Below are 20423 nucleotides of genomic sequence, written 5' to 3'. Positions count from 1 at the left end.
TACGTGACCATCATCGATCAGACAGACGCCGTCCCGGCTCCGCGTGACGGCGAGGACACCGGCCCGCTGCTCGACGTGCGGGACCTGCACGTCGAGTTCCACACCCGCGAGGGCGTGGTCCGGGCCGTCAACGGGGTCAACTACTCCGTGAACTCCGGGGAGACCCTCGCCGTGCTGGGCGAGTCCGGCTCCGGCAAGTCCGTGACGGCCCAGGCCATCATGGGCATCCTCGACATGCCGCCCGCCAGCATCCCCCAGGGCGAGATCCGCTTCCACGGTCGGGACATGCTCGCCATGTCCGAGGAGGAGCGGCGCAAGATCCGCGGTGCGCGCATCGCGATGATCTTCCAGGACGCGCTGTCCTCCCTCAACCCCGTGCTCAGCGTGGGCTTCCAGCTCGGTGAGATGTTCCGCGTCCACCAGGGGATGTCCCGCAAGGACGCGAAGGCCAAGGCCGTCGAGCTGATGGACCGGGTGAAGATCCCGGCCGCCGCGGCACGGGTGAACGACTACCCGCACCAGTTCTCGGGCGGTATGCGCCAGCGCATCATGATCGCGATGGCGCTCGCCCTGGAGCCCGACCTGATCATCGCCGACGAGCCGACCACGGCCCTCGACGTGACCGTCCAGGCCCAGGTGATGGACCTGCTCGCGGAGTTGCAGCGCGAGTACCGGATGGGCCTGATCCTCATCACCCACGACCTCGGTGTGGTCGCGGACGTCGCCGACAAGATCGCGGTGATGTACGCGGGCCGGATCGTGGAGACCGCGCCGGTGCACGAGCTGTACAAGCGCCCCGCCCACCCCTACACCCGCGGTCTGCTCGACTCGATCCCGCGTCTGGACCAGAAGGGCCAGGAGCTCTACGCGATCCGGGGCCTGCCGCCCAACCTGCTGAAGGTGCCGCGGGGCTGTGCCTTCAACCCCCGTTGCGACCGCGCGCAGGACGTGTGCCGCACGGACGTCCCGCCGCTGGTCCAGGTGACCGAGCAGGACGGGACGGCACTGCCCGGCCGCGCCAGCGCGTGCCACTTCTGGAAGGAGACGATCCATGGCTGACACGACCGAGGCCACCGAGCCCGGGGACGCCACGCCCAACGTCTCCCCGCTGGAGGTCGCCGACGCGCACTCGGTGGAGGAGAAGGTCGCCGCTCTCGACGCGCCCGTCGAGCGGGGCGAACCGATCCTCCAGGTGCGCAACCTCGTCAAGCACTTCCCGCTGACGCAGGGCATCATCGTCAAGCGGCACGTCGGCGCGGTGAAGGCCGTCGACGGTGTCTCCTTCGACCTGTACCAGGGCGAGACCCTGGGCATCGTGGGGGAGTCCGGCTGCGGCAAGTCGACGGTCGCCAAGGTTCTGATGAACCTGGAGAAGGCGACGGCCGGCGAGGTCTTCTACAAGGGCCAGGACATCACCAAGCTGTCCGGGCGGGCGCTGAAGGCGGTCCGCCGGAACATCCAGATGATCTTCCAGGACCCGTACACCTCGCTCAACCCGCGCATGACGGTGGGCGACATCATCGGCGAGCCCTTCGACATCCACCCCGAGGTGGCCCCCAAGGGCGACCGGCGTCAGCGGGTGCGCGAGCTGCTGGACGTCGTCGGTCTGAACCCGGAGTACATCAACCGCTACCCGCACCAGTTCTCGGGCGGTCAGCGTCAGCGCATCGGCATCGCCCGCGGCCTGGCGCTCAACCCCGAGGTCATCATCTGCGACGAGCCGGTCTCCGCCCTGGACGTGTCCGTCCAGGCCCAGGTCATCAACCTGATGGAGCGACTGCAGGACGAGTTCAACCTGTCCTACGTCTTCATCGCGCACGACCTGTCGATCGTCCGGCACATCTCGGACCGGGTCGGCGTGATGTACCTCGGCCGGATCGCCGAGATCGGCTCCGACGAGCAGATCTACGAGCACCCGACGCACCCGTACACGCAGGCGCTGCTGTCGGCGGTCCCGGTGCCCGACCCGGACGCCCGAGAGGGCCGCGAGCGGATCATCCTCACCGGTGACGTGCCGTCGCCGGCCAACCCGCCGTCCGGCTGCAGCTTCCGCACCCGCTGCTGGAAGGCCCAGGACAAGTGCGCCGAGGAGACTCCTCTCCTGGCCGTCCCCGAGCGCTTCAAGGGGCTGGACACGCCGGCGGCCCACGAGTCGGCCTGCCACTTCGCGGAGGAGAAGGACGTCGTCCACGCGGGGTGACCCGACGGGCGACGCGCGCCCGCACACACGAGAGCGGCCCGCCGGGATTCCCGGCGGGCCGCTCTCGTCACGCTACTTCCACTCCAGGCCCCAGACGTTGGCGTCCTTCTTGACCGGGGCGGTGAACCACTTCGCCCACTTCGTGCTCTCGTGGTACTTGCAGTGGCCGTCGTAGTAGTACGTGAACTTCGTGGCCTTGAACTTCTTCGACTCGTGGAACATCGTCATGCGGACCTTGGTCTTGCCCGCCTTGTTCTTCGCCGGGATCGAGTACGTCCAGCTGTTGGACTTCGACCACGACTTGCCGACGGTCACGCTGAACGACGTGCTCGCCTTCGCGAAGATGACCCCGGCCTCGGCCTCGACGCCCGCCGTGCCGCTGGCGCTCACCGTGGCGGTCGCCGAGTGGTTGTAGGTGAGGTTGCCGCCGAGGTTGTCGTACATCCAGTCGCTGTGCAGGTTGGTCGGCGTGCTCACCGTGGACTTGTTGGTGATGTGGTAGCCGGTTCCCGGGTTCGGCGCGCACGCGGCCGAGGCCGGCGCGGCCACGCCGCCCACGATGCCGCCCGCGACGACGGCGGTGGTGATCAGGGTACTTGCGATCTTCCGCACGCACTTTTCCCTTCGAGTGAGTAAGCCGGCAGACGGCTCGCGCCGGGCTGCCTGTGTGCGCTCCAGGCGGTCTCGACGTACTCACCAGAACCCCCGTGAGAAGCCCTGCCGGCCTGCCGCGGTGGGCAGTCGGGCGGGTGATCACCGGAGCGCGACGCCAGAATCGGCCGTGCGCCGACGGAGTGCAAACGGCCGGCCGGACGCGGCCGCCGCCCTGTTCGCCGACGGGCATTGACAGCCGCGACCGGTGCCGGGCAAACCGCGCGGACGGGAACGCGAGAAGACGCGGACGCGTGCGATTGGGTGCTTCTGCGCGCTACGTCACCATCACTCGGTCTGTATGCCGTGAGGAACGTCTCATCCTGGAACGCCATGCATCGAGCGGTATGACAGGCCCCCCTCAAGTCTTCCCCAAGCCCGGAACCGCCCGCCGTCGGCGGGCGGTCCTGACCTGCAGAGCGGCTCGCGTGCCCCTTCCGGCGTGCGCGGGGCGCCGACTGCTGTGACGAACGGGGAGAGTGACGAAGTGTTGGCTGCGACGCATCGCAGGGGAGCCGGCGCCGGCGGCCCGGTGCCGGGCGAGTGGCTCGGGAGACCCTTCGGGGTGGCCGTACGGGCCAGGAGGCTGGAGCTGGGGCTGACCCAGGAACGGCTCGCCGCGCAGGCGGGCATGAGCCAGGGTGCGCTGTCGCGGCTGGAACACGGACGCGGGGTGCCGACGCTGCCGTTGCTGGAACGGCTGGCGGCGGCCCTGTCGTCGAACCTGCTGATCTCGCTGTCGCCGCACGGCGCGGTCCACGTGGTCTTCAAGGCGCCGCCCCGCTGAGCGGACGCCCGAGAACGGCTCCATGACGTCCCGTGCCGTGCAGGCGCGGGACGTCCGCGTGCTCCGGGCACGCCCCCGGACGGCCCGGCCGGGCCGATCGACCGCCTCCCGGCCCCGACACAACCCGTACGGGTGTGGTGAGGGTGCACCTTTTGCGCAATATGCCGATATTGACTGGCAGAGGATCAGAATCCTGGCGTCGGCGGCACGTCGCCGTTTCAGGACAGGCGCGCGGTCAACGAGGAGGCATCCATGCGGGGAGCCACGCACGCCAGGTGGGCCGCTCTGGCGGCGGCAGCGGCGCTCACGGCGACGGCCTGCGGGGGCCAGGCGAGCGGGGCCGGAGACGGCGGCGCGGTGCTCAGCTCGTCCTGGGGAGACCCGCAGAACCCGCTGGAGCCGGCCAACACCAACGAGGTGCAGGGCGGCAAGGTCCTCGACATGATCTTCCGCAGCCTGAAGAAGTACAACCCGCAGACGGGGGCGGCCGAGGACATGCTGGCCGAGAAGATCGACACCAAGGACTCCCAGAACTTCACCATCACCGTCAAGGACGGCTGGACGTTCAGCAACGGCGAGAAGGTGACGGCGAAGTCCTTCGTCGACGCCTGGAACTACGGCGCGAGCCTGAAGAACAACCAGAAGACCGCGTACTTCTTCCAGTACATCGACGGCTACGCCCAGGTGCACCCCGAGACGGGCAAGCAGACCGCCGCCGCCCTCTCCGGCCTGAAGGTCGTCGACGACAGGACCTTCACCGTCAGGCTCACGCAGAAGTTCTCCACCTTCCCCGACACCCTGGGCTACCCCGCGTTCGCGCCGCTGCCCCAGTCCTTCTTCAGCGACCACGCCGGCTGGCTGAAGAAACCGGTCGGAAACGGTCCGTACGCGATCGACTCGTACACCAAGGGCTCCCAGATGGTCCTGAAGAAGTGGGACGGCTACCCGGGCGACGACAAGGCGCAGAACGGCGGCGTGACCCTGAAGGTCTACACCGACAACAACACGGCCTACACCGACCTGCTGGCCGGCAACCTCGACGTGGTCGACGACGTGCCCGCGGCCCAGCTCAAGAACGTCAAGGCCGACCTGGGCGACCGCTACCTCAACACGCCGGCCGGCATCATCCAGACGCTCGCCTTCCCGTTCTACGACCCGAAGTGGAACACCGCGGGCTCGGCCAAGGTCCGCACCGGCCTGTCCCGCGCCATCGACCGCAAGCAGATCACCGAGACGATCTTCCAGAAGACCCGCACCCCCGCCACCGACTGGACCTCCCCGGTGCTCGGCGCGGAGGGCGGCTTCAAGGCGGGCCTGTGCGGGGACGCCTGCGACTACGACCCCGTGGCCGCGAAGCAGCTCATCAAGGAGGGCGGCGGCCTCCCCGGCGGCCAGGTGAAGATCAGCTACAACGCGGACGCCGGATCGCACAAGCAGTGGGTCGACGCGGTCTGCAACTCGATCAACAACGCCCTCGACAACGAGAAGGCCTGCGTCGGCAATCCGGTCGGCACCTTCGCGGACTTCCGCACCCAGATCGGCGAACGGAAGATGAGCGGCCCCTTCCGGGCGGGGTGGCAGATGGACTACCCCCTCATCCAGAACTTCCTCCAGCCGCTCTACTACACGAATGCCTCCTCCAACGACGGCAAATGGTCGAACAAGCAGTTCGACTCGCTCGTCAACCAGGCCAACACCGAGACCGACAGCGCCAAGGCCGTGCAGCTCTTCCAGCAGGCCGAGGGGGTCGTCCGCGACAACATGGCCGCCATCCCGCTCTGGTACCAGAACGGCAGCGCCGGCTACTCGGAGCGGCTCTCCGACGTCAAGCTCAACCCGTTCTCCGTCCCGGTCTACGACGAGATCAAGGTCGGCTGACCCGCCATGGGCCGGTACGTGGTCCGGCGTCTGCTCCAGATGATCCCGGTGTTCATCGGGGCCACGCTGCTGATCTTCCTGATGGTGAACGTGATGGGCGACCCCGTCGCGGGTCTGTGCGGCGACCGGCAGTGCGACCCGGCCACCGCCGCCCAGCTGAGGAAGGAGTTCGGCCTCGACAAGCCGGTCTGGCAGCAGTACCTGACCTACCTGGGGAACATCTTCACCGGAGACTTCGGCACGGCGTTCAACGGCCAGCCGGTCACCGAGCTGATGGCGTCGGCGTTCCCGGTCACCGTCCGGCTGACGATCGTCGCGATCCTCTTCGAGATCGTCATCGGCATCGTCCTCGGCGTCGTGACGGGCCTGCGCCGGGGCCGGCCCGTCGACACGGGGGTGCTGCTGCTCACCCTCGTGGTCATCTCCGTCCCCACCTTCGTCACCGGTCTGCTGCTGCAACTGCTGCTCGGCGTCGAGTGGGGCTGGATCAAGCCCTCGGTCTCCACCGAGGCCACCTTCGGCGAACTGATCGTGCCGGGCCTGGTGCTGGCCTCCGTGTCCCTGGCGTACGTCACCCGGCTGACCCGCACCTCCATCGCGGAGAACAAGCGGTCCGACTACGTGCGCACGGCCGTCGCCAAGGGGCTGCCCCGGCGCCGGGTCGTCACCCGGCACCTGCTGCGCAACTCCCTCATCCCCGTCGTGACGTTCATCGGGACCGACATCGGCGCCCTGATGGGCGGCGCGATCGTCACCGAGCGCATCTTCAACATCCACGGCGTCGGCTACCAGCTCTACCAGGGCATCCTCCGCCAGAACACCCAGACCGTCGTCGGCTTCGTGACCGTCCTCGTCCTGGTCTTCCTGGTGGCCAACCTGCTCGTCGACCTCCTGTACGCCGTACTCGACCCGAGGATCCGCTATGCCTGAGCCGACGCCGCCCGAGTACCAGCTGCCGGGCGCGGCCCGTACGCCTCAGAACGGCGCCGTCGCCGACACCGGCATGGGCGGGGCGATGGACCTGGCCACGGCGGAGGGCGAGACCCTGGAGAGGCCGCCGGACGCGGGACCGCCCGAGCGGGACGCTGAGGGGGACGCGGAGGGGGCCGCGGGCGAACGGGCTCGCTCCCTGTGGTCCGACGCCTGGCGCGAACTGCGCCGCAACCCCGTCTTCATCGTGGCCGCGCTGGTCATCCTCTTCCTGGTCTTCATCTCCCTGTGGCCCGGCTCCATCACCTGGATGAGCCCCCTCAAGTGCGAGCTGTCCAAGGCCCAGGAAGGCTCCCAGCCGGGCCACCCCTTCGGCTTCGACGGCCAGGGCTGCGACGTCTACACCCGCGTGGTCTACGGCGCCCGCACGTCGGTCACGGTCGGTTTCCTGGCCACGCTCGGCGTCGCCCTGCTCGGCAGCGTGCTCGGCGGTCTCGCCGGCTTCTTCGGCGGGGCGGGGGACTCCGTCCTGTCCCGGATCACCGACATCTTCTTCGCCATCCCGGTCGTCCTCGGCGGCCTCGTCCTGCTCTCCGTGGTGACGAGCAACACCGTCTGGCCCGTCATCGGGTTCATGGTGCTGCTCGGCTGGCCGCAGATCTCCCGCATCGCCCGCGGCTCGGTGATCACCGCCAAGCAGCACGACTACGTCCAGGCCGCCCGCGCCCTGGGCGCCTCCCACTCCCGTGTCCTGCTGCGCCACATCACCCCGAACGCGGTCGCCCCGGTCATCGTCGTGGCGACCATCGCGCTCGGCACGTACATCTCGCTGGAGGCGACCCTGTCGTACCTCGGCGTCGGCCTGAAGCCGCCGACCGTCTCCTGGGGCATCGACATCTCCGCCGCCTCCCCCTACATCCGCAACGCCCCGCACGCCCTGCTGTGGCCCTCGGGCGCGCTGGCCGTCACGGTCCTGGCGTTCATCATGCTCGGCGACGCGGTGCGCGACGCCCTCGACCCGAAGCTGAGGTGACGGCCGGATGCTGCTCGAAGTACGCGACCTGCACGTGGAGTTCCGCACCCGGGACGGGATCGCCCGGGCCGTCAACGGCGTCAGCTACGGCGTGGACGCGGGCGAGACCCTCGCCGTGCTCGGCGAGTCCGGCTCCGGCAAGTCCGTCACCGCCCAGGCGATCATGGGCATCCTCGACATGCCGCCCGGCCGGATCGCCTCCGGCGAGATCGTCTTCCGGGGCACGGACCTGCTCAAGCTCAAGGAGGAGGACCGCAGGAAGGTACGGGGCGCCGAGATGGCGATGATCTTCCAGGACGCGCTGTCGTCGCTGAACCCCGTGATCTCGGTCGGCGACCAGCTCGGCGAGATGTTCGTCGTGCACCGCGGCATGTCGAGGAAGGACGCGCGGGCCAGGGCCGTCGAGCTGATGGACCGGGTCCGCATCCCGGCCGCCCGCGAACGCGTCAGGGACTACCCGCACCAGTTCTCCGGGGGGATGCGCCAGCGCATCATGATCGCGATGGCGATGGCCCTGGAACCGGCGCTCATCATCGCCGACGAGCCCACCACCGCCCTGGACGTCACGGTCCAGGCCCAGGTCATGGACCTGCTCGCGGAGTTGCAGCGCGAGTACCACATGGGCCTCATCCTCATCACCCACGACCTGGGCGTCGTCGCGGACGTCGCCGACCGCATCGCCGTGATGTACGCGGGCCGGATCGTCGAGTCCGCCCCGGTCCACGACATCTACAAGGCCCCGGCCCACCCGTACACCCGCGGTCTGCTCGACTCGATCCCGCGCCTGGACCAGAAGGGCCAGGAGCTCTACGCCATCAAGGGCCTGCCGCCCAACCTGATGAACATCCCGCCGGGCTGCGCCTTCAACCCGCGCTGCCCGGCGGCCCAGGACGTGTGCCGCACGGACGTGCCGCCGCTGTACGAGGTCACCGGGGCCGTCGCTGCCACTGGGATCGCTGCCGCAGGGATCGCCGGGGCCGCCGAGCGGCGCGCCGACCGCACGAGCGCGTGCCACTTCTGGAGGGAGTGCCTGCATGGCTGAGCCGGTTCTGGAGGTCAGCGGGCTGCACAAGCACTACCCGCTGACACAGGGCATCGTCTTCCGCAAGCACGTCGGCGCGGTGAAGGCCGTCGACGGCGTCGACTTCACGCTCGGCCGGGGCGAGACCCTGGGCATCGTGGGGGAGTCCGGCTGCGGCAAGTCGACCGTCGCCAGGATGCTGGTCAGCCTGGAGCGGCCGACGCAGGGGCGGATCCGCTACAAGGGCGAGGACGTCACCAGGCTGTCGGGCCGGGCCCTGAAGGCCGTCCGCCGCAACATCCAGATGGTCTTCCAGGACCCGTACACCTCCCTCAACCCGCGCATGACCGTGGGCGACATCATCGGGGAGCCCTTCGAGATCCACCCCGAGGCGGCGCCCAAGGGCGACCGGCGCAGACGGGTCCAGGACCTGCTGGACGTCGTCGGTCTCAACCCCGAGTACATCAACCGCTACCCGCACCAGTTCTCCGGCGGCCAGCGCCAGCGCATCGGCATCGCGCGCGGGCTGGCCCTGCGCCCGGAGGTGATCGTCGCCGACGAGCCGGTGTCCGCGCTGGACGTGTCGGTCCAGGCGCAGGTGATCAACCTGATGGACCGGCTGCAGAGCGAGTTCGACCTGTCCTACCTCTTCATCGCGCACGACCTGTCGATCGTCCGGCACATCTCGGACCGGGTCGGGGTCATGTACCTCGGACGGATCGTGGAGACCGGCCGCGACGCCGAGATCTACGACCACCCCACGCACCCCTACACCCAGGCCCTGCTCTCCGCGGTCCCGGTGCCGGACCCGGAGGCGCGGGAGCACCGGGAGCGGATCATCCTGGCGGGCGACGTGCCGTCCCCGACGGACATCCCCTCCGGCTGCCGCTTCCGCACCCGCTGCTGGAAGGCGCGGGAGCGCTGCGCCCTGGAGGTGCCGGCGCTGGCCGTCCCGGCGGAGTTCCGGTTCGCCACGGGCCCCGCGGCCCACGCCTCGGCCTGCCACTTCGCGGAGGAGAAACAGGTGGTCCCCCCGGAGGAACGGGAGGCCTGACCAGGGCGGCGCACACCTGTGCGTTTGCGCTGCAACCCCGTTAACACGCAGGCAACTTGGCCGACCCGTATCCGATATACGGACGCGTCAGGCTGAACAGCGTACGGCCGTGCGGGTGCCGTGAACGGGCCGGGGCGCATCATGTCGCCCCGGCCCGTTGCCCGTGTCAGGGCCGGACGAGGCCCAGCGAGCGGCGGAGGAAGTCCAGCTGCAGGTGCAGCAGGTTCTCGGCGACCTGCTCCTGCGGGGTCATGTGGGTCACGCCGGACAGGGGCAGCACCTCGTGCGGCCGGCCGGCGGCGAGCAGCGCCGAGGACAGCCGCAGCGAGTGGGCGACCACCACGTTGTCGTCCGCCAGCCCGTGGATGATCAGCATCGGGCGGGCCGGCTCGACCGCGTCCACCAGACCCTCGTCGTCGATCAGCGAGTTGCGCCGGTAGACCTCCGGGTGTTCGCCGGGGTGGCCGAGGTAGCGCTCCTGGTAGTGCGTGTCGTACAGGCGCAGGTCGGTGACCGGGGCGCCGACCACCGCCGCATGGAAGACGTCGGGGCGGCGCAGCGCCGCGAGTCCGGCCAGGTAGCCGCCGAAGGACCAGCCGCGCACGGCCACCCGGTTCAGGTCGAGCGGGAAGCGTTCGGCGAGCGCGTGCAGGGCGTCCACCTGGTCCTGCAAGGTGATCGCGGCCACCTCGTCCTTGATCGCCTTCTCCCAGGCGGGGGAGCGGCCCGGTGTGCCCCGGCCGTCGGCGACGATCACGGCGAAGCCCTGGTCGGCGAACCACTGCGAGGTGAGATGCGCGTTGTGCGCGGCCAGCACCCGCTGGCCGTGCGGCCCGCCGTAGGGGTCCAGGAGGACCGGCAGAGGGGTGTCACCGGGGTAGTCCGTAGGCATAAGCACGGCGCACGGGATGCGCCGTGCGCCCCCTTCGGTGAACGTCACGCGGGGGGACAGACCTGGATCCTCCGCATATGACCGGACGGTCGCCGCCTGCTTCCCCTCGCGCAGTACCCGCGCCACGCTCCCCGGCCGGTCCGGCACCGCCGACACCATGACGGTCACCGACCCCGCACGCACCGCCGAGTGCACCCCGGGCTCCTGGGAGAGGCGCTCCACGCCGAGCTCGTTGACGCGGTAGACGTGCACCTCGCCGATCTCCGGCGCGACCGCGTCCTCCCCGGCGGAAGCCGAGACCAGCACGTCGTCCGCCGTCACGTCCAGCACCGCCCGCACATGCAACTGGGCTCCGGTGAGGGGGCGTTCGCCCACCGCGAGCACCCGCGCACCACCCTCGTCCGCGATCCGGACCAGCTGTCCGGAGGGGCTCCAGCACGGCACGCCGGGGAAAAGTTCCAGCCAAATCCGATCTTCGTCGGCATGCACCATCCGGGTCGTCCCGGACTCGGTGTCCACCGCCAGAAACAGCTGACTGCGCTGGTCGCGAGCCTGTACGAGCAGCAGCGGCGCCCCCGCCCCTGACCAGTGCACCCGCGCCAGATACGGGTAGCGCGAACGGTCCCAGGAGACCTCGGTACGCACCCCGTCGAGCCCGAACACGAACAGCCGCACCTCCGCGTTGGCCGTCCCGGCGGCCGGGTAGGGCACGTGTTGTGGGTCACGTTTCGGCTGGGCCGGATCCGAGATCCACCACCGCTCCACCGGCGTGTCGTCCACCCTCGCGACCAGCAGCCGATCCGACTCCGGAGCCCACCAGAAACCGCGCAGGCGACCCATCTCCTCGGCCGCGATGAACTCGGCCAATCCATAGGAAACCGTGTCCGATTCCGGCTGCGCCACCGCCCGGTCGTCCTCGCCCCCGGCGCCCACCACCCGCAGAGCGCCTCCCGCGACGTACGCGACGAGCCGCCCGTCGGGAGACGGCCGGGGGTCGATCACCGGCCCGGCGACCGGGAGTTCGGCGGCCGTCCCGGCCCGCAGCTCGGCCGTGAAAAGCCGCCCTGACAAGGCGAAAGACGCCAGCTCCACGGCCTCGTCGGTGGCATAGCCGACGATGCCGGCGCCGCCCTCGCGGCTGCGCTCGCGGCGCGCCCGTTCCTCGGGCGAGAGGTCCTCTGAGGCGCCGCCGAGCAGGGTGCCCGGGTCGGCGGCGAGGCGTTCCGTGCCGTCGGCCGGATCGAGGACCCACAGGGCGCCCGCGCGGTCCGTGCCGGAGCCGGACCGCAGGAACACGACCCGCGAGCCGTCGGGGGCCACCGTGAACGAACGCGGCGCGCCGAGGGTGAAACGCTGGGTGCGGGCGTGCCTGCGGGGGAAGGAGCCGGAGTCGGTCGTCATACCCCGACCATATTGGCCATGCTCCCCCCTTGTGCGGCTGTGCGCCGAGAGATGCGCGTCCACACATAGTTATGATCACTAGCGCTGTGTGGGTATGAACCTGCTGGCTGATGTACGGACTTACCCGTTCCCTCGATCTGTTGTCCCCCACGTTCCCGGGTCCTTGGAGGTGAACCGCCGTGGCACTCTCGATTTCGGCGGTGGTGCTGCTGGCGATCGTCGTCTTCCTGCTGGTCAAGAAGTCGGGGCTGAAGGGCGGGCACGCTGTCGTCTGCGTCCTGCTCGGCTTCTATCTGGCCTCCTCGACGGTCGCGCCCACGATCAGCGATCTGACGACGAGCGTGGCGAGCGTGATCGGCAGCATCAAGTTCTGACGCGTGGTCGTGTGCGGGTTCCGGCGGGCGACCGACCGGAGCCCGCCGCACGGCTGCCCTGTTCCGCACCCGCGCCGGTCGCAGAAGCGGCAGTGCCGAGGGCGGGGGCGCGTGGACGAGATCAACGCTGACGATCGGCTGCGGGAGCCGGCGCGGGCTCGCCCGACTGCGGCCGCCTGTAGGGGTACCAGCCCCTCCTGACCGTCCACGGTTCCGGTTCCCAGGCGGGACTCACCGCGCGACCTCCAGGCCGCCCTGAACGAGTTCACGGCCACGGCCCGCTCGCCGGGCGGCGAAGAACGCTCAGGGCACTCGCTGCTGCCCCTCGGTCAGCCCTCGGACGCGTACGGCACGAAGTCGGCCCAGGCGCTGGGCGAGAGCGTGAAGCGGGGGCTGGCTTCGGCGTACTTGGAGTCCCGGACGTGGACGGTGCCGGGGGTGGTGGCGATCTCCACGCAAGAGTCTCCCTCGGTGCCGTCGCTGTAACTGCTCTTGAACCAGGCCAGTTCCGAGTGGGCTCCGGTGGGGTGCTTGCGGATCATGTCTCTCCCAGCAGATGCTCGATGAAGGCGAGTGACTCTCCGGGCGTGAGTGCCTCGGCCCGGATGGTGCTGTAGCGCAGTTCCAGGATGCGGAGTTCCTTCGGCTCGGTCGTAGGTCGGCCGTTGAACGCCCCGTCGGAACGCCCAACCGCCGTACCGTCTGCGAACTTCAGCAACTCGATCTTGCCATCCACTCCAGGGTGGGCGCCGCTCTCCGTCGGCATGACCTGGAACGTTACGTTGCGCAGCCGTGCCACCTCCAGCAAGTGTTCGAGCTGTCGGCGGCGCACCATTGTGCCTCCGATGCGACGACGCAGGGCAGCCTCTTCCTGGACGAAACTCAGCGCGGGCACGGGTGACTTGTCGAAGACCGCTTTCCGTGTCATGCGGGCGGTGACCAGACGTTCCACCTCCTCCTCCGAGTAAGGAGGCTGCCGGGCCTCGAACAACGCCCGCGCATGCTCCGGCGTCTGCAACAGCCCGTGCAGGCTGAGCCCGACGTACACCCCGAGCTCGACCGCCTGCGCCTCCAACTTGGCGATCTCGCGGACGTTCTTCGGGTACCGGACCTTCTTCACGTCCTCCTTCATCGCCGAGAGCAGTCCGCCCGCTCCCAACACCTTGTCGGCCTTGTCCAGGTACTCGGGTCGGGGGATCCGCTTCCCGCTCTCGATCTTGTAGACGAGGTCCTCGCCGTACCCGACCGCCAGCCCGAACTCGGCGGCGCGCATCCCGACGGCCTCTCGCCGTAGCTTCAGCTGCCGCCCCACCGTCTCCACCACGGCGACACCCCAGTCGTCGTCCGGGTCGACCTCCCAACCCGGCTCGTCCGCCTCCTCCTCGACCTGGACCGGTGTGCCGTTCACCTGTGTCATTCGCACCCCTCCGTCATCCGAACCGACAGTCCTGACACGAGCGGACAACGCCCGGACGGTCACCGTACGCAACGGCTTCATCACTGTTCACGGTAAGCGGGAGCGGCCACTCTGAGTGACGTGATCCAGAATTCCGTCTCCTCCGGGACCCGGCTGCCCGGCCGCCACTTCCGCAACTTCAGCGTGCGGTTGTCCCCCACGCCTCGCGGGGCGCGCCTCGCCCGGCTGCTGACCGTCGAACAACTGCGCTCCTGGGGAATGCCGATGGACCCGGCCGGCCAGATCGTCGCCGAACTCGCCGCGAACGCGGTGACCCACGGACGTGTACCGGGCCGGGACTTCCGCCTCACGCTCTACGTCATCGCGAACACGCTCCGCATCGAGGTGACCGACACGGCGGGTGACCGGCCGCCCCGCCTGCGGCCCGCGGGCTCGGAGGGCGACTCCGAGTCCGGCCGTGGACTGCTCCTGGTCGAGGCCCTCGCCGACCGCTGGGGCTGGGCCCCGGAGCTGCACCCGCGCAAGACGGTCTGGGCCGAGGTCGTACTGCCGCCGGAGGACGTTCGGAGCCGTCACGACTCCTGACCGCCGGAAGACCGGACGAGGCGACGCGCGTCCGTCACCGGAACCCGGATTCTCAGGCTTCGGGACAAGTGGCGCTCATTCCCAAGGACCACGAGTGCGGAGAAAGAACCCGACCAAGCCCCACCCCTCCCGCCCGTCGGCCAAACTCACTCCTGCGAGTGAATATGCCCAACTCGGCTGGATTCGTGACGGGTTGCCTGACTTACGCTCAGCGCAACGCAGTACCGAGCCGCAGCGCTCACCACCCCACCAGACATGCGACGGCCCCCGCCGGGACGGCAATCCCGATGCGAGGGCCTGACCACCGAGGAAGCAGGACCTTCCTGATGGATACGGAAAACCCTAGCGCGACCCAGTGCCCCGAGTCCCGTAAGGCGGGCAAAAAGCACCTCCCCGCGAGCGGGCTCACCCACGACAACGCCCGGCACACCACCCGCTTCACGGTGATCGGCAACCACCTCGCCCAGCACCGGGAGTTGTCGCTCCTGGCCATCGGACTGGGAGTGCACATCCAGTCGCTGCCCAAGGGCGCCCGCGTCGACATCAAGTCCCTCACCGCCCGCTTCCCCGAGGGCGCCACCCGTATCGCCGCCGCCCTGCGCGAACTGGAGTCCCACGGCTATCTGCGCCGCGAGCGCTGCCGTGTCCCGGGCGGCCGGTTCGTCACCCGCGCGGTCTCCTGCAACCAGCCCGGCCGCCAAGACCGCCGCCCGGCAGCCGCCGGACACGCCCACGACACCGCGGCCCCCGCCAAGCCGAAGGCGCGCACACCCCGCAAGCCGCTCCCCGCCGTCCCGCGCCCCGGCTACCCCGCCCCCGCTCTCCTCCAGGCGGCAACCGATCTCCTCGCCGGCCTGCGCCGTCACGACCCCGGCCTCCTCCTCTCCGCCTGCGACACGGCCCACCTCGCCCTCGGCGTCGCCGCCTGGCTGGAGCGGGACGTCAGCCCGGCCGCCGTACGCCAGGCCCTCACCGCCGACCTTCCGCCCGAGGGCGTCCGCCGTCCCGCCGCCCTTCTGGCCCACCGGCTCACCGCCCTGCTGCCACCTCCGCCGCCGTTCCGTGCACCGGCGTCCCCACCGCCGCCCGCCCCGCCCCGGATGCGGAACTGCGACGGCTGGGACCGAGGCATCCGCTCACCCGAGCCGGACGCCCGCTGCCGCGACTGCAGAGAACAGTCGGCGGCGGCCCTCTGAAGACCCCACAAGCAAAGGAAACGCATGGTCAACTCGTCCCATGAGGCGATGCACCGCATCTTCCAGGAGTACCCCGGTCTGTTCACCGGCGTCTCCAAAGTGCTCGGCCTCCCGTTCGTCCCACCCGACCGCGTGACGGTTCTGCCGACAGATCTCACCGAGACCCGACCCGTCGAACGGCGCGTCGACACGCTGCTGCGTTTCGACGGCGACGAGTCGTTCTTGCTGGCTGTCGAAGCACAAAGCGCGAAGGACCCGGACAAGACGGCCAGCTGGGCCTACTACGTGTCCTTCCTGTTCGCGAAGTACAAGACGCCGCCCGTACTCCTGGTCGTCTGCCAGGACCGGATCACGGCCGAGTGGGCCGCACAGCCCGTGCCCATCGGCCCCCAGTGGTGGGCCTCCCTCACGGTGCGTCCGCTCGTGGCAGGTCCGCACAACATGCCGCTGATCACCGATCCGGACGAGGCCAGCGCTGACCTGGCCCTGGCCGCACTGTCCGCCATCACCCACGCGAAGAACCCGGCAGTGGATGGGATACTGAAAGCCCTGTCCACCGCTCTGCAAAATGTGCCCGAAGCTGTTGCTGACCCGATCATCGAGCTCACCGCTCAAGGCCTCGGCGTCAATCGCCCGGCCGGAGAATTCTGGAGGAACCTGGTGGCCGTGGACCTCTCCTTCTACAAGTCGTACATCTCCGAAGAGATCCGTGACGAGGGTCGCGCCCAGGGGCGTGCCGAGGACATCCTGCTGGTGCTGGAGGCGCGTGGCCTCGACGTCTCCGACGAGGTGCGCGAACGCGTCACCGGCTGCGACGACCCGGACCTGCTGCGGGACTGGCTCCTCCGGGCCGTCACCGCGTCGTCCGCCGAATCGATTTTCACGGGCGACCGCGAAGGCGCCTGAGCCCTGTCGGGAGTCGTCGGGGCCTGTGCTCGTCGGCGACGGGTGACGGGAGGGCGGGTGGATGACCGGTGGAGGGCGTCGCCTCGTAGGGTTGGGGTCATGACGGAACTGCCCGCGCGGCGTCTGCTGCTGGTGCACGCGCACCCGGACGACGAGTCGATCAACAACGGCGCGACCATGGCCAGGTACGCGGCCGAGGGCGTCCATGTGACCCTGGTCACCTGCACCCTCGGTGAGCGCGGCGAGGTCATCCCGCCGCAGCTGCGGGAGCTGACCGGCCCCGCCCTGGGGGCGCACCGCAGAGGTGAGCTCACCGCGGCCATGGCCGCACTGGGCGTCCACGACTTCCGGCTGCTCGGCGGCCCCGGCCGCTACGGCGACTCCGGGATGATGGGCCTGCCCGACAACGACGCCCCCGACTGTTTCTGGCAGGCGGATGTAGACGCCGCCGCCGCGTCCCTCGTCGAGGTCATCCTGGAGGTGCGTCCCCAGGTCCTCGTCACCTACGACGACGACGGCGGCTACGGCCACCCCGACCACATCCAGGCCCACCGCGTCGCCATGCGGGCCGCGGAACTGGCCGAGGCTGCCGGGTGGCGCATCCCCAAGGTGTACTGGAACCGCGTCCCCCGGTCCGTCGCCGAGGGCGCCTTCGCCCGGCTCCGCGACGAGCTGCCGGGGCTCCCCTTCACCAGGAGCGCCGCCGTCTCCGACGTGCCGGGCGTCGTGGACGACGACCGCGTCACCGCCGAGATCGACGGCACGGGCGCCCCCGCGGCAGCCAAGGCCGCCGCGCTGCGCGCGCACGCCACGCAGATCGAAGTCGCCCCGGGGGACCGGTACTTCGTCCTGTCCAACGAGCTGGCCCAGCCCCTCTTCACGACCGAGTACTACGAGCTCGTGCGCGGAGGACCCGCTGGTGAGTCCGCCGGTGGGCCCGCCGGGAACAGGGAGACCGACCTGTTCGCGGGCGTCGACGACACGGCGGAGGCGGCCTGATGTCCGACCGTGGCTCGATGCTCGCCCAGCCGCTGCGGATGCCCTCCGCCGGACGGGCCGCCGCCTACACGGCGCTCCTGCTGCTCGGGGCGGTCGTCGGCGTCGCGGGCGCGCTCGTCCAGGCCGGCTCGTTCCCCGGCGGTCTGATCCTCGCGCTCGCGGGCGCGGCCGGACTGTTCATCGGCGGCGCGCGGGCCCTCGGCACCCGTGCCGGTGCCGTCGCGCCCGCCGTCGGCTGGATGGTTGCCGTCGTGCTGTGCACCGCGGGGCGACCTGAAGGTGACTTCCTGTTCGGCGCGGGCGGCGGCTCGTACCTCTTCCTGCTCGGCGGCATGGCACTTGCTGTGATCTGCGCCACCATTGGTTTGGGGCGGCAACCGCTCGGCGACGACGTCCGACTTGGGAAGTGACGTACCACTTCACCGTGACCCGCCCGTGGGAGTCCCGTGTGGGTTTCCCCGGCGGTCGTGGGATACGGGCCAGAAGTGGCCAGTATGGTGGTGCGCGCCGCCGAGCTGCCCGTGAGGTCGTGGCGGGCGGCGGAGCCAACCTGGAGAACCTGCCTTGAGTCGTGAAACTGACAGTCCGTCCTCCGGGCCCAACGGGTCCAACGGGCGCGGCGGAGCCGCATACCCCTCGGGCACGCCGCCGTACGGCACCCCCATGGTGTCCGACGGCGGTGCTGACGCGGGCCGTTCGGCCGCGCGGCCGGAGGAACGCAAGACCGAGACCACGCTGACGACGCGGATCCGCATCAACATCCCCGGATCGCGGCCCATTCCGCCGGTCGTCGTGCGCACGCCCGTCGGCGATGCCGACCACGCGGCGGACGACGGACCGGGCGGCAGGGCCGACACGGGCGTCGAGGCGCAGCAGGCCGCGCCTTCGGCCGCCGTCGGCCCGAGTTCGTCCGACACCGGCTCGTTCGAGCTGCCCGCCGGTCCCGGGACCGGCGCCGAGGACAAGAGGAGCGACTGGTTCGCGCCGCGCAAGTCCGGGCCCGCCAAGGGCGGTCAGGGCGGTGGCGGGACCAACGGAGCCGGTCTGCCGGGCGGTTCGGCCGCCGGGGCCGGCACGCCCGCGGCCGCGGCGCCCGCTCCCGGCGCACCCGCCTCCGGCGGCGCGCGCCCGGGCCCCGGGCGTCCCGGCGGGGTGGTCGGCTCCATGAGCGTGCCGGGCGGCGCCCGCTCCGGCGGCTCCAACGGCGCAGGGCTCTCCGGCGCCACGGGCGGTCCCGTGGCACCAGGGCACGGCGGCGGCACGGGCTCCTTCGACGTGACCGAGGCGCTCGCCGGTGGCCCCCTCGGCAACGGCCCGCGTCCGGGCCGGGGCCAGGGACAAGGAAAAGGTCCCGGACAGGCACAGGGGCCGGGTCAGGCACAGGGCCGGGGCGGCGCCGAGTCGAGCCGCGACGACCTGCCGTACTTCTCCGGCACCGGCCAGAACGGCCTCCCCGGTCCGAACGGCGGTCCCGGCGGCCCGAACGGCCTCCCGGAAGGCCTCCCGAACGGCCTCCCGGACGGTTCCCACGGCCTTCCCGGCGGTCCCAGGGGCCAGGCCGGCCTCCCGGGCGGTCCGAACGGTCCGAGCGGCTCCTACGACTTCAACGGCCCCGACGGGCCGGGCGGCCCCCGCGGCCTTCCCAGCGGACCGCAGGGCGGCCCCGCGGGCCCGACCACCGGCCCGGTCACCGGCGACGGCCCGATGGTGCCCCCGGTGAACGGCGGCGCTCCCGGCGCCACGCGCGCTCCCGGAACCCCCGGCGGCCCCGGTACGCCGTCCGGTCCCGGCGGTCCCGGCGGGCCGCGGTCCGCCGCTCCCGGCGTCGGCGCCGGCGTGGGCCCCGGCCGGCTCCCCGGCGGGGGCCTGAGCGACGACACCGCGATCCTCACCCCGCAGAAGCACGCCCCCGAACCGGGTGCGGGCGGCTACGGCGGCCGTCCGGTCGACAACGTCTCCGGACACACCGTCACCAGCGGCATCCCCGTCGTCCCGGCCGACGGCACGAGCGGCTCGGGCGGGCCCTTCGGACCGGGCGGCGCGTCCGCAGACGGACCGCTGCCGCACACCCCGCCCAAGGGCACGCAGCCGGGCGCCAAGAGCCCGTCCGCGGGCGGCTCCAAGAAGCAGAAAAAGAAGGGTCGCAGCAAGCTCCCGCTGCTCGGCGGTCTGGTGGTCGTCGCGGGCGTCGGCCTCTACGGCGCCGGCCTGCTGATGAACCACTCCGACGTGCCCAAGGGCACCGCCGTCCTCGGCGTCGACATCGGCGGCGGCACCCGCGACGACGCCGTCAAGAAGCTGGACGACGCCTTCGGCAAGCGGGTCGGGCAGCCGCTGAAGCTCTCCGTGGACGGCGGCACGGTCACCCTCAAGCCGGACCAGGCGGGCCTGCAGTTCGACTTCCAGGCCACGGTCGACGCCGCCGCCCGCAGCGACTACAACCCGCTCTCCGTGGTCGGCTCGCTGTTCGGGCAGCACCGCGAGGTCGAGCCCGCGATGCCCGTCGACGAGGAGAAGCTCCAGGCCGCTCTGCAGAGCGCGGCGGGCGGTTCCGGCTCGGCCACCGACGGCACCGTCAAGTTCGAGCCCGGCAAGGCCGTCCCCGTCTACGGCAAGGCCGGCAAGGGCATCGACGCGGCGAAGGCCCAGGACGCCGTGGTGGCGGCCTACCGCACCCAGGTGGAGACCGGTTCGGCGGCCGGCGTGAAGGTGCCGACGACCACCAGGCAGCCCACGGTGCCCGACGCCGAGGTCGACCGCATGATGAAGGAGTTCGCCGAACCGGCGATGTCCGGCAAGGTCACGGTCATGACCGACGCCGCCCACGCGGTCTCCTTCAGCCCGAAGAACTCCCTGTGGAAGTTCCTCCGGGTCAAGGCCGTCAACGGCAAGCTCGTCGAGAGCTACGACCAGGCCGCGCTGACCGAGCTCTACGGCGGCACCTTCAACGGCGTCCTGATCACCCGCGGCACCGGTCAGAAGACGGCCGTCACGGTCCAGGACGTCATCGGCGCCCTGCGTCCGGCCCTGAAGAGCACGACGAACCGGACCGGGGTCATCGACACCGACCCCAGCTGACGCGTCGGCGGTGCCGCATGA

Annotated in this window: 19 protein-coding genes; 15 read left to right on the top strand and 4 right to left on the bottom strand. The window is 70.8% G+C overall.

All coding sequences use genetic code 11. The features are described 5' to 3' along the window. Positions 1-3: 3 nt before the first annotated feature. Both IE239_RS31350 and IE239_RS31345 read left to right on the top strand, forming a co-directional pair. Positions 4-1059, top strand: a complete 1056-nt coding sequence (locus tag IE239_RS31350) for an ABC transporter ATP-binding protein (protein ID WP_190152821.1) — start codon at positions 4-6, stop codon at positions 1057-1059. Next, positions 1052-2200 carry an ABC transporter ATP-binding protein gene (locus IE239_RS31345; RefSeq protein WP_229878422.1) on the top strand — a complete coding sequence of 383 codons (1149 nt, stop codon included), beginning with the start codon at positions 1052-1054 and terminating at the stop codon, positions 2198-2200. Before IE239_RS31350 ends, IE239_RS31345 begins: the two co-directional genes overlap by 8 nt. Positions 2201-2272: 72 nt before the next feature. On the opposite strand, the gene IE239_RS31340 is transcribed toward IE239_RS31345, so the two are convergent. After that, entirely contained in the window at positions 2273-2812 is a 540-nt protein-coding gene (locus IE239_RS31340) for a hypothetical protein (protein ID WP_190152820.1), read from the bottom strand. 526 nt (positions 2813-3338) lie between these two features. Here IE239_RS31340 and IE239_RS31335 point away from each other — a divergent pair. The 6 genes from IE239_RS31335 to IE239_RS31310 all read left to right on the top strand — a co-directional run bounded on the left by IE239_RS31335 (position 3339) and on the right by IE239_RS31310 (position 9554). Then, entirely contained in the window at positions 3339-3638 is a 300-nt protein-coding gene (locus IE239_RS31335) for a helix-turn-helix domain-containing protein (RefSeq protein ID WP_190152819.1), read from the top strand. Positions 3639-3890: 252 nt separating this feature from the next. Further along, a complete protein-coding gene (locus tag IE239_RS31330; protein ID WP_190152818.1) occupies positions 3891-5516 on the top strand; it encodes a peptide ABC transporter substrate-binding protein in 1626 nt (541 codons plus the stop codon). Between the two features lie 6 nt (positions 5517-5522). Beyond that, positions 5523-6446, top strand: a complete 924-nt coding sequence (locus tag IE239_RS31325; RefSeq protein ID WP_190152817.1) for an ABC transporter permease — start codon at positions 5523-5525, stop codon at positions 6444-6446. After that, positions 6439-7479 carry an ABC transporter permease gene (locus tag IE239_RS31320; RefSeq protein ID WP_190152816.1) on the top strand — a complete coding sequence of 347 codons (1041 nt, stop codon included), beginning with the start codon at positions 6439-6441 and terminating at the stop codon, positions 7477-7479. Before IE239_RS31325 ends, IE239_RS31320 begins: the two co-directional genes overlap by 8 nt. A gap of 7 nt (positions 7480-7486) precedes the next feature. After that, entirely contained in the window at positions 7487-8521 is a 1035-nt protein-coding gene (locus tag IE239_RS31315) for an ABC transporter ATP-binding protein (RefSeq protein ID WP_190152815.1), read from the top strand. Beyond that, entirely contained in the window at positions 8514-9554 is a 1041-nt protein-coding gene (locus IE239_RS31310) for an ABC transporter ATP-binding protein (RefSeq protein ID WP_190152814.1), read from the top strand. The genes IE239_RS31315 and IE239_RS31310 overlap by 8 nt, the downstream gene beginning before the upstream one ends. A 166-nt stretch (positions 9555-9720) precedes the next feature. Here IE239_RS31310 and IE239_RS31305 read toward each other — a convergent pair whose 3' ends face one another. After that, positions 9721-11847 carry a S9 family peptidase gene (locus IE239_RS31305; RefSeq protein ID WP_190152813.1) on the bottom strand — a complete coding sequence of 709 codons (2127 nt, stop codon included), beginning with the start codon at positions 11845-11847 and terminating at the stop codon, positions 9721-9723. A gap of 179 nt (positions 11848-12026) precedes the next feature. Between IE239_RS31305 and IE239_RS31300 the strand changes: the two genes are divergently transcribed. Then, a complete protein-coding gene (locus IE239_RS31300; RefSeq protein ID WP_190152812.1) occupies positions 12027-12221 on the top strand; it encodes a hypothetical protein in 195 nt (64 codons plus the stop codon). 329 nt (positions 12222-12550) lie between these two features. Here the strand turns inward: IE239_RS31300 and IE239_RS31295 are convergent, their stop codons facing one another. Next, on the bottom strand, positions 12551-12763 hold the full coding sequence (locus IE239_RS31295; protein ID WP_190152811.1) for a DUF397 domain-containing protein: 213 nt from the start codon (positions 12761-12763) through the stop codon (positions 12551-12553). Further along, a complete protein-coding gene (locus IE239_RS31290; RefSeq protein ID WP_229878421.1) occupies positions 12760-13638 on the bottom strand; it encodes a helix-turn-helix domain-containing protein in 879 nt (292 codons plus the stop codon). Before IE239_RS31290 ends, IE239_RS31295 begins: the two co-directional genes overlap by 4 nt. Positions 13639-13749: 111 nt before the next feature. Here IE239_RS31290 and IE239_RS31285 point away from each other — a divergent pair, with 111 nt between their 5' ends. The 6 genes from IE239_RS31285 to IE239_RS31260 all read left to right on the top strand — a co-directional run bounded on the left by IE239_RS31285 (position 13750) and on the right by IE239_RS31260 (position 20402). Then, positions 13750-14223 (top strand): ATP-binding protein, encoded by a 474-nt coding sequence (locus IE239_RS31285; protein ID WP_373308176.1) that lies wholly within the window; start codon positions 13750-13752, stop codon positions 14221-14223. Between the two features lie 326 nt (positions 14224-14549). Then, positions 14550-15419: a helix-turn-helix domain-containing protein gene (locus tag IE239_RS31280; protein WP_190152809.1), complete on the top strand. Its 870-nt coding sequence runs from the start codon at positions 14550-14552 to the stop codon at positions 15417-15419. Between the two features lie 24 nt (positions 15420-15443). Then, positions 15444-16325, top strand: a complete 882-nt coding sequence (locus IE239_RS31275; RefSeq protein WP_190152808.1) for a hypothetical protein — start codon at positions 15444-15446, stop codon at positions 16323-16325. 99 nt (positions 16326-16424) lie between these two features. Continuing rightward, positions 16425-17324: an N-acetyl-1-D-myo-inositol-2-amino-2-deoxy-alpha-D-glucopyranoside deacetylase gene (mshB, locus tag IE239_RS31270; protein WP_190152807.1), complete on the top strand. Its 900-nt coding sequence runs from the start codon at positions 16425-16427 to the stop codon at positions 17322-17324. Next, entirely contained in the window at positions 17324-17734 is a 411-nt protein-coding gene (locus tag IE239_RS31265; protein ID WP_190152806.1) for a DUF6113 family protein, read from the top strand. Before mshB ends, IE239_RS31265 begins: the two co-directional genes overlap by 1 nt. A gap of 154 nt (positions 17735-17888) precedes the next feature. Next, on the top strand, positions 17889-20402 hold the full coding sequence (locus IE239_RS31260; protein ID WP_190152805.1) for a peptidoglycan binding domain-containing protein: 2514 nt from the start codon (positions 17889-17891) through the stop codon (positions 20400-20402). The last annotated feature ends 21 nt before the right edge of the window (positions 20403-20423 follow it).

It is taken from the genome of Streptomyces humidus (assembly GCF_014649655.1).
Lineage (GTDB): Bacteria > Actinomycetota > Actinomycetes > Streptomycetales > Streptomycetaceae > Streptomyces > Streptomyces humidus.
The sequence above is the reverse complement of the archived record's forward strand: the minus strand, read 5'-3'. Positions and strand labels throughout refer to the sequence as shown.

Coding starts and splice junctions, on each gene's coding strand:
- IE239_RS31315 (WP_190152815.1), top strand. CDS start 7,487: ATGCTGCTCGAAGTACGCGACCTGCACGTGGAGTTCCGCACCCGGGAC.
- IE239_RS31320 (WP_190152816.1), top strand. CDS start 6,439: ATGCCTGAGCCGACGCCGCCCGAGTACCAGCTGCCGGGCGCGGCCCGT.
- IE239_RS31295 (WP_190152811.1), bottom strand. CDS start 12,763: ATGATCCGCAAGCACCCCACCGGAGCCCACTCGGAACTGGCCTGGTTC.
- IE239_RS31275 (WP_190152808.1), top strand. CDS start 15,444: ATGGTCAACTCGTCCCATGAGGCGATGCACCGCATCTTCCAGGAGTAC.
- IE239_RS31310 (WP_190152814.1), top strand. CDS start 8,514: ATGGCTGAGCCGGTTCTGGAGGTCAGCGGGCTGCACAAGCACTACCCG.
- IE239_RS31305 (WP_190152813.1), bottom strand. CDS start 11,847: ATGACGACCGACTCCGGCTCCTTCCCCCGCAGGCACGCCCGCACCCAG.
- mshB (WP_190152807.1), top strand. CDS start 16,425: ATGACGGAACTGCCCGCGCGGCGTCTGCTGCTGGTGCACGCGCACCCG.
- IE239_RS31325 (WP_190152817.1), top strand. CDS start 5,523: ATGGGCCGGTACGTGGTCCGGCGTCTGCTCCAGATGATCCCGGTGTTC.
- IE239_RS31345 (WP_229878422.1), top strand. CDS start 1,052: ATGGCTGACACGACCGAGGCCACCGAGCCCGGGGACGCCACGCCCAAC.
- IE239_RS31265 (WP_190152806.1), top strand. CDS start 17,324: ATGTCCGACCGTGGCTCGATGCTCGCCCAGCCGCTGCGGATGCCCTCC.
- IE239_RS31290 (WP_229878421.1), bottom strand. CDS start 13,638: ATGACACAGGTGAACGGCACACCGGTCCAGGTCGAGGAGGAGGCGGAC.
- IE239_RS31280 (WP_190152809.1), top strand. CDS start 14,550: ATGGATACGGAAAACCCTAGCGCGACCCAGTGCCCCGAGTCCCGTAAG.
- IE239_RS31330 (WP_190152818.1), top strand. CDS start 3,891: ATGCGGGGAGCCACGCACGCCAGGTGGGCCGCTCTGGCGGCGGCAGCG.